This is a genomic window from Hydrogenophaga sp. NFH-34, from assembly GCF_021401345.1.
Lineage (GTDB): Bacteria > Pseudomonadota > Gammaproteobacteria > Burkholderiales > Burkholderiaceae_C > Hydrogenophaga > Hydrogenophaga electricum.
Genome location: NZ_JACBGE010000026.1, coordinates 66,388 through 79,251, shown reverse-complemented (window position 1 = coordinate 79,251; position 12,864 = coordinate 66,388). Strand labels below are relative to the sequence as shown.

Annotated in this window: 9 protein-coding genes; all 9 read left to right on the top strand. The window is 65.9% G+C overall.

Going from position 1 to position 12,864, the window contains the following annotated elements; genetic code table 11:
* Nucleotides 1-3,326 (top strand): Ig-like domain-containing protein (locus L0977_RS21260; RefSeq protein WP_234266869.1); only part of this gene is annotated, 3,326 nt, incomplete at its 5' end.
* A 26-nt stretch (nucleotides 3,327-3,352) separates the two neighbouring features.
* Nucleotides 3,353-5,215, top strand: a complete 1,863-nt coding sequence (locus tag L0977_RS21255) for a TolC family protein (RefSeq protein ID WP_234266868.1) — start codon at nucleotides 3,353-3,355, stop codon at nucleotides 5,213-5,215.
* Nucleotide 5,216: 1 nt separating this feature from the next.
* The gene (locus L0977_RS21250) at nucleotides 5,217-5,981 is read left to right on the top strand and encodes an efflux RND transporter periplasmic adaptor subunit (RefSeq protein WP_234266867.1); all 765 of its coding nucleotides are present in this window, start codon (nucleotides 5,217-5,219) and stop codon (nucleotides 5,979-5,981) included.
* Nucleotides 5,982-5,984: 3 nt separating this feature from the next.
* On the top strand, nucleotides 5,985-7,310 hold the full coding sequence (locus L0977_RS21245; protein ID WP_234266866.1) for a biotin/lipoyl-binding protein: 1,326 nt from the start codon (nucleotides 5,985-5,987) through the stop codon (nucleotides 7,308-7,310).
* Between the two features lie 35 nt (nucleotides 7,311-7,345).
* Entirely contained in the window at nucleotides 7,346-9,487 is a 2,142-nt protein-coding gene (locus tag L0977_RS21240) for an HlyD family efflux transporter periplasmic adaptor subunit (protein WP_234266865.1), read from the top strand.
* Between the two features lie 48 nt (nucleotides 9,488-9,535).
* Nucleotides 9,536-10,267, top strand: coding sequence for an endonuclease/exonuclease/phosphatase family protein (locus L0977_RS21235; protein WP_234266863.1), 732 nt, complete (start codon nucleotides 9,536-9,538; stop codon nucleotides 10,265-10,267).
* 2 nt (nucleotides 10,268-10,269) lie between these two features.
* Nucleotides 10,270-11,592, top strand: coding sequence for a cardiolipin synthase ClsB (gene clsB / locus L0977_RS21230; protein WP_234266877.1), 1,323 nt, complete (start codon nucleotides 10,270-10,272; stop codon nucleotides 11,590-11,592).
* A gap of 70 nt (nucleotides 11,593-11,662) precedes the next feature.
* Nucleotides 11,663-12,400 (top strand): GTP cyclohydrolase I, encoded by a 738-nt coding sequence (folE, locus tag L0977_RS21225; RefSeq protein WP_234266862.1) that lies wholly within the window; start codon nucleotides 11,663-11,665, stop codon nucleotides 12,398-12,400.
* Between the two features lie 9 nt (nucleotides 12,401-12,409).
* The gene (locus L0977_RS21220) at nucleotides 12,410-12,838 is read left to right on the top strand and encodes a BLUF domain-containing protein (protein WP_234266861.1); all 429 of its coding nucleotides are present in this window, start codon (nucleotides 12,410-12,412) and stop codon (nucleotides 12,836-12,838) included.
* The last annotated feature ends 26 nt before the right edge of the window (nucleotides 12,839-12,864 follow it).

The following is a 12,864-nucleotide window of genomic DNA, read 5'->3' as shown; positions in this document are numbered from 1 at the left end:
CGGTGACGCCGCCGGTGGACAACAACGGCCCGATCGTGATCCCGGTGACGGTGAACGACGGTCAGGGTGGCACGTTCGAAGGCACGATCACGATCGAGCCGGTGAACCCGCCGCCGGTGGCTACAGACGACGTTCGCACGACGGTGGAAAACGTGCCGGTCAGCGGCAATGTGCTGACCGACAACACGGGTGCGGGCCGGGACAGCGACCCGGATGGTGATCCGCTGACGGTCACGGGCTTCACGGTGGACACCGATGATGACGGCACACCCGAGAGCTTTGCGGCAGGAGAGACTGCGGTCATCGCTGGTGTTGGTGAACTGGTGATCCGGGCCAATGGCAGCTACACCTTCACGCCGGCCACTGGCTTCTCGGGCAGCGTGCCCACGGTGACGTACGCGATCAGCGATGGCGACGGTGGTACGGACGAGGCGACCCTGACTATCACGGTGGAAAAGGGCACCGAGACTCCGTCGGTGGTGGGCGATTCGGCCATCACGTCGGAAGACACGCCCGTGACCATCGATGTGCTTGGTAACGACGATCCGGGCAGTGAAGGGCCGCTGACGATCAAGGAAGTGAATGGCCAGCCGATCGTGGTGGGCTCGCCGGTGGAAATCGTGGACAGCATCACGGGCTTGCCCGTGGGCACCGTGTCGCTGGACAACGGGGGGACACTCGACGATCCGACGGACGACACCCTGGTCTTCACGCCGGCCGAGAACTTCAACGGCAACGTGGACTTCACCTACACCGTGCAGGACCAGTCGGGCAAGGAGCTGACGGCGCCGGTCAAGGTCACAGTGACGCCGGTCAACGATCCACCGGTGGCGAACGACGACACCGTGACGACGGGCCCGGATGAGCCGGTCACGATCGATGTGGTGGGCAACGACAACGACCCGGACGGCGATCCCTTGACCGTGCGGGAAATCGACGGTACGCCGGTGACGCCCGGTACGCCTGTGATCATCAACGACCCGGTCTCGGGGGATCCGGTGGGCACGGTGACGCTCAATCCGGATGGCACGGTCACGTTTGTTCCCGAACCCGGGACCAGCGGTCCGGTGACGTTCGAATACACGGTCACGGACCCGAGTGGCGAACCTTCCACGGCCACGGTGACGGTGAACGTGGGTGAACCCAATCTGCCTCCCGAGGCCCTGCCGGACACCAATGTCACGGACGAAGACACTCCGCTGGTGGTGGACGCCGCCCAGGGTGTGATCCATGGCCCTGGTGCAGACATCGACCCGAATGGCGACAGCCTGTCGGTTTCTGCCGTCAACGGCAGCGCCGCCAACGTGAACGCTGCGGTCGCGGGCAGCTGGGGCACCCTTACGCTGCGCCCCGATGGCAGCTACACCTACGTGCCCAACGCTGCGGCGCAGGCACTGGCGGCTGGCGAGTCGCGGGACGACGTGTTCACCTACACGGTCAAGGATGCGGCAGGCCTGACGGCGACGACCACGCTGACCATCACCGTCAATGGGCTCAACGATGCCCCGGTCGCGGAAAACGATCGCCAGGTGATCCCGCCGAACGAAACGGCGACCGGCAACGTGCTGGACAACGACAGCGATCCGGACGGTGATCCGCTGACGGTGGTGGGTATCGAGGTGGATACCGATGGCGATGGCACGCCAGAGACCTACCTGCCCGGTACAACCATCGTGATCCCCAACGTGGGGACGCTGGAGATCGGTGAGGATGGCAGCTACACCTTTGAGCCCGCAGATGGCTTCGAAGGCCCGGTTCCACCCGTCACCTACACCGTCAGCGACCCGGATGGTGCGACCGATACCGGGACCCTGATCCTGGTGGTGGATGCCTCCAACGACCCACCGGCTGCGTACGACGATCATGTGACCGGTCAAGAAGACCAGCCGGTGTCCTTTGATCCGCGGACCAACGACCTCGACCCCGAGGGCGATCCGCTGACCATCAAGGAAATCAATGGCCAGCCCATCGATCCGTCCACACCGGTCACCATCTTCGATCCGGCCGACGGCACCACGCCCATCGGTGTGATCACGATGAATCCGGATGGCAGCCTGACCTTCACGCCAGAGGAGAACTTCAACAGTCTCACGCCGATTCCAGTGGGCTACACCGTGAGTGACCCGGATGGGGAAACTTCGAATGCGGTGATCCACATCATCATCCGGCCGGTCAACGATCCCCCGGTGGCGGTGGACGATGTGCGGATCACGGTCCCTGATGCCCCGGTTTCGGGCAACGTGCTCACCAACGACTCGGATGTCGATGGGGATCCGCTGACGGTAACCGAGTTCAGCATCGATACCGATGGCGATGGTGAGGCCGAGACTTTCCCGGCGGGAACGACCGCGACGATCGTGGGCGTGGGCACCCTGGTGATCAACCCGGATGGCAGCTACACCTTCGATCCGGTCGATGGCTACGCGGGTCCCGTGCCCGTGGCCACCTACACCATCTCCGACCCGGATGGTGCGACGGCCACCGCCACGCTGACGCTGACCGATGTGCCAGCCAAGCCTCCGGCTCCGGCTCCGGCACCCCAGCCAAGCCCGCCGCCGGCTCCCGCACCGGCACCGGCACCGGCTCCAGCGCCTGCCCCCGAATCGCCAACCCAGCCGGGCTGGGAACGCGATCCGGTGTCGCCCGCGCCGACGGTGCCTACCCTGCCACCAGGCACCAGCAACCAGTTGCACGTGCTCTATGCCGTGGGAGACGCCAACGCCGAGCGCAACCTGTATGCGTCGCCGCTGGGCGGCCTGCAGCTCGCAGCGCCGCTCTGGGGCGAGGCGCTGGCCCAGGTGCCGGACAGCCTGCTGTTCGAGAGCAGTGACCGCGATGCCGGCGTGACCCTGATTCGCGAGCGTGCATTTGGCGAGGTGGCCGACTTCCGCCCGGCACTGCATGTCCAGCATGCGGTGCGCTACCAGCCGGTGGCCATGGCGCCGAACCTGTTCGTGCAGCACGCTGTCCGCTCTTCGCAGCTGGAGTCCCAGCTTCGTTCTGCGGCGATCGACGGCTACAACTCCGCCACGCCGGGCTTCGATACCTTGATCGATCCGTTCGCCCTGGGCGCGCCCAAGCCGCAGGAAGCCGCTGAGAAGCCGGCTCCTGAGGCCGAAGCCCCCAAGCCGGCGACCAAGGCACAGGCGCCCGAGAAGGGCGAGGCCCGTGCTGCCGCACCGACCGATGACCGCGCTGCCGAGGCCCCTGCCAAGGATGTGGTCAAGCCTCGGGCCGCTGTTGGCCTGAAGGGCCAACTGGAAAGGCTGGCCAAGGACCGAAGCCTTGGCGCTCGCCCGATCACCCGTACCACCGTTATCAGCTGAATCCGATTTCTGACAAGGACATGAAGATGAACGACAAGAACTCCTCCACCGCCATCGTGCGGACCCTGGTTGCACTGGCGGTGACGGCTGTGGTGGCCGGTTGCTCCGTGACACCTCGCGCCCTCACGGCCGACGAAGTGCGGGACCGGGTGAAAGAAGATACCGCCCGCATGTACGAAAACCAGGCACCCATCAGTGCACCGGTGTCGCTGGAAGAGGCCGTTGCCCGGGCCATGAAGTACAACCTGGACTACCGGCTGAAGAAGATGGAGTCGGCACTGGCCATGGGCCTGACCGACTACGCCAGCTACGACATGCTGCCGCAGGTCGTGGCTTCGGCCGGTTACAGCAGCCGCAACAACTATTCGGGCGGCACCAGCATCGGCATCCTCGACGGCGAGGTGTCCGACCGTCCCACTTCTTCGGACGAGCGCAACCGCTCCCTGCGCGGCATCGAGTTTTCCTGGAACGTGCTGGATTTCGGTGTTTCCTACTACCGTGCCCGCCAGCAGGGTGACCAGTTCCTGATCGCGGAAGAACGTCGCCGCAAGGTGGTGCAGAACCTGCTGCAGGACGTGCGTGCGGCCTACTGGCGCGCGCTGGGCGCACAGCGCCTGAACGCCCAGGCCGACGAGGTGGTGCAGCGTGCCTCGCTGGCCCTCAACCGGTCCCGCGAAGCCGAAACCCAGAAGGTGATTCCGCCGAACCTGGCCCTGGCCTACCAGCGTGCCCTGCTGGACGCGACCACGCTGTTGAACCAGCGCCGTCAAGACCTGGATTTCGCCAAGCGCGAACTTGCCGCCCTGATGAACGTGCCTCCGGGTGTCGACTTCCGCGTGGCCGAAGCCACCGAGACCGCCCTGCCGGCCGCTCCGCGCGATCTGGTCAAGCTGGAAGAGGCGGCGCTGCTGCAGCGTCCCGAACTGCGTGAAGAAGACTTCCGCAAGCGCATCACCGCGGACGAAGCCCGCAAGCAGATCCTGGCCATGCTGCCCGGCATCTCGCTGAGCTATGGCCGCAAGCACGACTCCAACGTCTTCCTGCTCAACAACAGCTGGACCGAAGGCAGTGCCAACATTGCCTGGAACCTGATGCGTCTGGTGGCGCTGCCTTCGCTCAAGGATGCCCAGAAGTACCAGGAAGCTACCGACCAAGCCCGCCGCATGGCGCTGTCGATGGCCATCCTCACGCAGACCCGCGTGAGTGCCGAGCGTTACCGCATGGCCCTGGAAGACTTCAAACTGGCCGATCAGGCCGCTCAGGTGGATGCTCGCCTGGCCGCCTACACCAAGGCTTCGGTCACCGCCAAGCTGGACAGCGAACTGGAAGCCATCCGCACCCAGGCCCGCGCCGTGCTGGGGGCCTACCAGCGTGCCAACGCCTACGCCAACGCCCACATCGCCTTCGGTCGTCTGTACAACACCATCGGTTTCGATCCGATTGCCGACGACTTCGAGGCCAACGATCTGCCGGCGCTGACCCAGCGCGTCAAGGGCCACCTGCAGGCCACGGAGAAGGACGCCTTTGCCTTGTCCTCCAACCTGTTCGGCCGCGCGCCGTCGGTCAACGTCCAGCTCGCCGGCATCACCGATCCGGTGCAGCAGGTGCGCATGAAGGCGCTGGTGACCGAGTTCCTGAGCCGCCACCAGATCGAGACCGATGCCCAGAATGGCCGTCCGCTGCAACTGGCTTTCGAGTCGACCGACCGAGCGGGCCTGGAAAAGGCCGCCTGGGTGCTGAACATGACCGACGAGGCGGGCCAGCAGCAGCAGGCGCGTTTTGCCACGACAATACCGGCCAATGCCCGTGCCTCGATCTATGAAGCCAGCCTGACGGCGGCGCTCAATGCGAACATGGGTGACCTCAAGAACTGGCTGAGCATTGACTGACATGCGTCTACGAGCAACTGCGGGTGCCGTGCTGGGTTTGTGCCTGGCCGGGGCCACCTTCTTCTCTCATGCCCAATCCGCGACGCGGACGGCGCCCGCGGCGGGCGAGGCGATCCGTGTGCTGGTACTGCCGGCGGGGGAAACCACGCTGGCCAGTCCGGTGCCGGGCAAGATCAATACCCTGCACGTCGGGCTGGGCCTGCCTTTCCGTCAGGGCCAGGTGCTGGTGTCGCTGGACTGCGAAGAGCCCCAGGCGCGCCTGGCGATGGCCAAGGCCGAACAGGCGGCAGCCACCGACCAGTACGAAGCCAAGCTGCGCATGCAGGGCCTGGAGCAGGCCAGCGACGTGGAAGTGGCGCTGGCCGCCAGTGCCGTCGCCAAGACCAAGGCCCAGATTGATCTGTACCAGTTCCAGGTGTCGCAGTGCTCGATCCGGGCGCCCTGGAATGGCCAGACGGCCAAACTGCATGTGCGCAGCCACATGACGGTGGCTGCGGGCCAGCCTCTGCTGGATCTGGTGCGCAGCGGCTTGCTGCTGCTCAAGCTCAACGTGCCCTCTCGCTGGGTGTCGAGCATCAAGATGGACCACGATTTCGAGGTCACCATCGACGAAACGGGGCAGACCTACCCGGCGAAGGTGCGCCGCATCAACAGCCGCATCGATCCGGTGAGCCAGACGATCGAGCTGGAAGGCACGCTGTTGAAGTCGCATGCCGAGCTGCGTCCCGGGATGAGTGGCGTGGCGAATTTTGCCGGCATGCGCTGAGACATGACGGACGCCGCAGATCTGGGCTTGCTGCTGCAGATCGAAGCCCGGGCGCAGGAAGCGCAGACGCTGGCCGCGCTGCGCTTCACCATCGTCAACGAGACCCATGCGCTGGTGCCGTATCGGCAGGCAGCGCTGTTCGACATGCAGATGGGGGCCCCCAAGCTGGTGTCGGCGTCGGGACTGGTCAGTGTCGCCAACGACTCCCCGTTCGCGATCTGGCTCAGCCGGTTCGCACAGCGTTTGCCCCGCGATGGCGAAATCCACCGCCTGGACCTGGCCGACGCGGCGCCCGACGATGTCGAAGGCTGGAGCGAATGGTTGCCCGAGCACCTGCTGCTGGTGCCGCTGCGCCGGTCTCGCGGGGACTTTCTGGGCTTCGTCCTGTACGCGCGCGAAGAGCCATGGACCGAGCGCGAGCTGGTGCTGCTGTCGCGCCTGCACACTACCTATGGCTACTGCCAGCACGCACTCGGTGGTTCCGGGCAGTCGCGTTGGGCACGGGTGCGGCGCCTGTTCGGCAAGCGCCATCGCTGGAAGCTGGTCGCGGCCGTGGTGGCGCTGCTGTTCATCCCGGTGCGCCTGTCGGTGCTGGCACCCGCCGAGGTGGTGGCGCTCAATGCGCTGGCCGTGGCTGCGCCGCAGGACGGGGTCATCGGCTCGTTTGCGGTCTCGCCCAATACCCGGGTCAAGGCTGGCGACCTGCTGTTCTCGCTCGACGACTCGGCGTTGGCCAACCGGTTGCAGGTGGCGCGCAAGTCGCTGGAAGTGGCGCAGGCCGACGCCCATGTGGCCCAGCAGCGCGCCTTCGACGACACCAAGAGCAAAGCCGAAGTTGCGGTGGCGCTCGGCCGTGTGCGCGAGAAGGAGGCCGAGCTGGCCGCCATCGACACCCAGGCCCAGCGGGTGGAAGTGCGCGCGGACCGCGACGGCATCGCCATTTACACCGACCCGAATGACTGGATCGGCCGGCCGGTGGTCACTGGCGAGCGGGTCATGCAACTGGCCCAACCCGAAGATGGTGGCGTGCTGGTCTGGCTCGGCGTGTCCGACGCGATCAACCTCGATACCGGCGCACCCGTGCGCCTGTTCCTGCACACCGAACCGCTGAGCCCGCGTCCGGCCGCGCTGATCGAAACCAGCTATCAGGCATCCGAAAGCCCGGACGGCGTGGCTTCCTACCGGTTGCGCGCGCGCTTTGCCGAAGGCACCGAGATTCCGCGCATCGGTCTGCGGGGCACGGCCCGCATTTCCGGTGACTGGGTGCTGCTGGGTTACTACCTGTTCCGCCGTCCCCTGGCCCAGCTCCGGGAATGGACCGGGCTGTGAGCGCTGGCGCACAAGCCCCGAAATCCGGGGTGGCGATGTCCTTGCCACGCCAGGTGAAGGCTCGGCCGCGCAAAGTGCCCCTGCCCGCCATCCGGGACGAGCTGATCCTGTTTCCCGCGGCGCCCAACGAAGACGGCTCGCCAGCCTGGATGATCCAGGACCCGGTGACCAACCGGTTTTTCCGGATCGGCTGGCTCGACTTCGAGTTGCTCGTGCACTGGGCCGACAACGATGTGGCTTCGCTGGCGGCGCAGGTCAACCGCGAGACGCCCCTCAATGTGGTGCCCGAAGACGTGCAGCGCCTGGGCAAATTCCTTGCCGACAACCAACTGTTGCGGGTGATTTCCAAGGCCGACGTGGAGCGGGTGCAGGGCTTGCACCAGCGCATGCAGCGCACTTTTTTCGAATGGCTGCTGCACAACTACCTGTTCGTTCGGGTGCCGCTGGTGCGGCCACAGCGCTGGCTGGCCGCCCTGCGGCCCACGCTGGAGCGGGTGAACATGTCGTTCGTGGCGCTGGTCATCGGCCTGATCACCTTGACCGGCGTGTATCTGGTGTCCCGCCAGTGGGATGTCTTTACCCACACCTTTGTCGACAACCTCACCCTGACCGGGGTGATCGGCTACGGCGTGGCGTTGGCGCTGGCCAAGACCTTGCATGAAATCGGGCATGCGCTGGCCGCCACGCGGTATGGCGTGCGGGTGGCGCACATGGGGGTGGCCTTTCTGGTGATGCTGCCCATGCTCTACACGGACACGAGCGAGAGCTGGCGTCTGCAGAGCGCCCGCCAGCGTCTGGCCATCGCCAGTGCCGGCATTGCGGTGGAAATGGCCCTCGCGGGGATCGCGACGCTGCTCTGGACGCTGGCCCCTGAAGGCTCTGTACGCAACGGCCTGTTTTTCCTGGCGACCACCAGTTGGGTGCTGACGCTGGCAATCAATGCCAGTCCGTTCATGCGCTTCGATGGCTACTTCATCGCCAGCGATCTGGTCGACATGCCCAATCTGCACGAACGCGCGGGTGGGCAGGCGCGGGTGTGGCTGCGCCGCACCCTGCTGGGTTTTCGGGACGCCTGGCCCGAACATTTCGCCGCGCCCAAGCGCCGTGCGCTGATCACTTTTGCCCTGATCACCTGGGTTTACCGCTTCACGGTGTTTCTGGGTATCGCGCTGCTGGTGTATCTGTTCTTTTTCAAGGTGCTCGGGCTGATCCTGATGGCGGTGGAGCTGACCTGGTTCATTGGCAAACCCGTGATGAAAGAATTGGCCGTGTGGAAAGAGCGCCGCGCTGAAATCCTGCCCAACCGGCGCCGCGGGCTCTGGGTCGGACTGGCCGTGGTGCTGGCCGTGCTGTTGTTTCCGTTCAGCAGCCGGGTGATGGGCTATGGCTGGCTGCATGCGCAGGAGCAGCAGCAGATCCATGCGCCCTTTGCGGCCCAGATTGTGAACATGCCGGCGCAGCGCACCTTCAAGACCGGCGATGTGCTGTTCGTGCTGGACTCCGAGGTGCTGAGCATCGCGCAGGACAAGTCGCGCCAGCTCGCCCTGGCCCGCGAGCGGCAGATCGCCGGCTTGCTCGGTCTGGAGGATGGTGAGGCCCAGCGCCAGACCCTGCAATCGCAGAAGGCGTATTTCGAGGCCGAGCAGAAACTCAACCAGGACGAGCGCGAACGTCTGACGCTGCGCGCCCCTTTCGACGGTGAGTTGCAGGACATCGACCCCGGCCTGGCGCCCGGGGTCTGGGTCAAGTCGCGCGAACCGCTGGCGGTGCTGATGGACCCCAGTCGGTGGGTGGTCGACGCCTACGTGCCGGAGGCCGATCTCGGCCGTCTGCGCACCGGAGATGCCGTGCGCGTGCGGCTGCTGTCGAGCGCCATGGCCTGGGCGAACGGGCGTGTGGAGGCGATCGACGTGTCCCGCACCCAGTACCTGCCGACGCCCATGCTCGATGCCAACCACGGGGGGCCGCTCGCCACTCTGCCGGATCCTTCGCGCCAGGCCCAGGGCGGCCGGGTGCTGCGCGATGCGCTGTTCCGCGTGCGCGTTGTGCTTGACGAGCCCTTGCCCACGCAGCAGATGGCGACCGTGCGCGTGCGTATCGAGGGCAAGCCCGAGTCGCTGTTGACTGGTGGCATCCGGCGGGTGGCATCGGTGCTGGTGCGCGAAAGCGGGTTCTGAACCTGCAGCGGCGTTCCCGGGAAGGGGCCGCCGTGCGATGATTCGAGCATGAGTTCCTTGCGGGTTGCCACCTACAACATTCACAAGGGCGTGCAAGGCCTGGGGCCGGTGCGCCGGCTGGAAATCCACAATCTGGCGCACGCCGTCGAGCAGTTTGATGCGGACATCGTCTGCCTGCAGGAAGTGCGGCGTCATCACCGCAAGCTGGAGCGCTATTTCACCCGCTGGCCGGATCTGGATCAGGCCGGCTACCTCTCCCCGGAAGGGTATGAGTCGGTCTACATGACCAATGCCTACACCCGCCACGGCGAGCACGGCAACGCCCTGCTGTCGCGCTGGCCGGTGCTGGGAACCGGGCACACCGACGTGTCGGATCACCGCTTTGAACAGCGTGGCCTGCTGCATGTGCAGGTGCTCGTTGACGGCCGCCTGGTGCACGTGGTGGTGGTGCATCTGGGCCTGATCCACGCCAGCCGGGAACGCCAGGTGCAGCGGCTGGGGCAGTTTCTGGTGCGCGAGGTGCCCGAGAACGACCCGCTGATCGTGGCTGGCGACTTCAACGACTGGGGTGCGCAGTTGCTGCGACCCATGGCCGATCTGGGCCTGCGAACGTTCGATGGCATCCGGCTGCCCACCTATCCCTCGCGCTTGCCGCTGCTGCACCTCGACCGCATCTATATGCGTGGGCTGAAACCGTTGTCCGCGCACGTGCCGCATGGCCGTGCCTGGTCGCGCATGTCGGATCACCTGCCCCTGATCGCGGAGCTGGGTCTGCTGTGAACATGCCGCCTGCGCCGGACCCGGCGGCCGCGTCAGGTCCCCGCTGGCTGCGGCGCGGGCACCAGTTGCTGTTGCTGCAGGGGGGGCAGGCGTTTTTCCCGGCCCTGGTCGAAGCCATGGACGCGGCGCGCACGGTGATCCACCTCGAAACCTACATCTTCGAGTTCGCCGGGGCGGCGTTGACCGTGGCCGAAGCGATGGAGCGCGCTGCCCGGCGTGGGGTGACCGTGCGTCTCGTCATCGACGGTGTGGGCACGCCCAGCATGCCAACCGAATGGCGGCAGCGTTTTGCGCAGGCCGGTGTGCGCTGGGTGACCTACGCGCCGCTGGGGCGCTTTGGCCTGCTCATTCCCAGCAGTTGGCGGCGGCTGCACCGCAAGCTTTGTGTGGTGGACGGCACCCTGGGTTTCTGTGGCGGCATCAACATCATTGACGACCATGAGGACGTCGCGCTGGGCCACCTGCAGGTGCCCCGGCTGGATTTTTCCCTACGTGTGGCGGGCCCGCTGGTGGACGACATGGTGGACACCATGGAGCAGCTATGGTGGCGCCTGCAGGCGGTGCGCAAGGCCCGCCAGCGCGAGTTCAAGGCTGCCTGGGAAGCCTTGCGGGCCTTGAGTCCGGTGGGGGATTTCTCGCGTCTGCTGGCGGCCATCGATGTGCGCTCCGGCCTGAGTGGGGCGCGCTGGGACGGTGCGGCCGAATCGCCCGACGCGGACGACGACTCGCTGCCGCCGAGGGGGGTCAACGACGCGTCGGCGGTGTTGCTGCTGCGGGACAACGTGACACACCGCAGCGACATTGAGCGGGCCTACCTCAAGGCGATCGGCCGCGCGCGGCACGACGTGGTGATTGCCAACGCCTATTTCATCCCGGGGCGGCGCCTGCGCAAGGCGCTGTTGCTCGCGGCGCGGCGCGGTGTGCGGGTGCGGCTGCTGTTGCAGGGCAAGTACGAGCATTTCCTGCAGTACCACGCTGCACGTCCGGTGTACCACCAGTTGCTGCAGGCCGGCATCGAAATCCATGAGTACGCGCCGAGCGCGTTGCACGCGAAGGTGGCCGTGGTGGACCGTCGCTGGGCCACCGTGGGGTCGACCAATCTCGATCCGCTCTCGCTGCTGCTGGCCCGCGAGGCCAATGTGCTCACAACGGACCGGCGCTTCGGCAGCCTGTTGCACGACTGCCTGGACACCATCATGGCCCGCAGCGGCCAGCGCCTGGACCTGCAGACCCTGGCGCACCGGCCCTGGCGGCAGCGGGTGTTGGACCGTATGGCGTTCGGCATCATGCGCGCCAGCCTGTTCGTGACCGGGCACCGCTACTGAAGGCGCAACCGGTCCAAGGCCATTGTTTCCCGGGCTTGGGGGCGGGAAGCGGCGGTGTTAGCATGCCCGGATGCTCATGAAATCCGATGCCGACATGACTCCTGACAATGCCGCCGAGCAGGAAGAGGGCGTGCCCGTTTCCGTGAAGATCCGCGAGCGCCTGCGCGAGGCTCGCCAGCGCTTTCACTCCAACGACAACATCGCCGCGTTCATCGAACCGGGTGAGCTGGACAAGCTGCTCGAAGAAGTGACGGACAAGATGCAGGGCGTGCTCGACAGCATGGTGATCGACACCGAGAGTGACCACAACACGGGTGACACGGCGCGCCGCGTGGCCAAGATGTACCTCAAGGAGGTCTTCGCCGGCCGCTACGTGAAGGGGCCGGCGATCACCGAATTCCCCAACGCCGAGCATCTCAACGAGCTGATGATCGTCGGGCCCATCACCGTGCGCAGCGCCTGCAGCCACCATTTCTGCCCGGTGATCGGCAAGATATGGATCGGCGTCATGCCCAACGAGCACACCAACGTGATTGGCCTGTCCAAGTACGCGCGACTGGCCGAATGGGTCATGGGCCGTCCGCAGATCCAGGAAGAGGCGGTGGTGCAACTGGCCGACCTGATCCAGGAAAAGACCCAGCCCGATGGCCTGGCTATCGTGATGGAAGCCAGCCACTACTGCATGTCGTGGCGCGGCGTGAAAGACATGGACAGCAAAATGATCAACTCGGTGATGCGGGGCGTTTTCCTCAAGGACGCCACCCTGCGCCGCGAGTTCCTGTCCCTGATTCCCCGCCAATCTGTCTGATCCGTCGCCATGCTGGTTCGCCTGCTCTACGTCAGCCGCTCCGTGGACAAGGAGTGTTCCAAGTCCGCGATCGAGTCGATCCTCGAAGTTTCCCGCGCCCACAACCTGCACAAAGGTATCACGGGCGTGCTCTGTTACGGTGGCGGCATCTTCCTGCAGGCGATCGAAGGCGGTCGGCACGCGGTCAACAATCTGTACAACCACATCGTGGCCGACGGGCGCCACACCGACGTGGTGCTGCTGCACTACGAAGAAATCAGCGAGCGCCGCTTTGGCGGCTGGACGATGGGCCAGGTCAACCTGTCCAAGCTCAACACCTCCATCGTGCTCAAGTACTCCGAGCGCCCTGAATTCGATCCTTACAGCGTCTCGGGCAAGGTCTCGCTGGCCTTGCTGGAAGAGCTGATGGCCACCGCCAGCATCATCGGGCGCGCCTGAATTCGCCCTGGTGAGCCGGGCCGGTG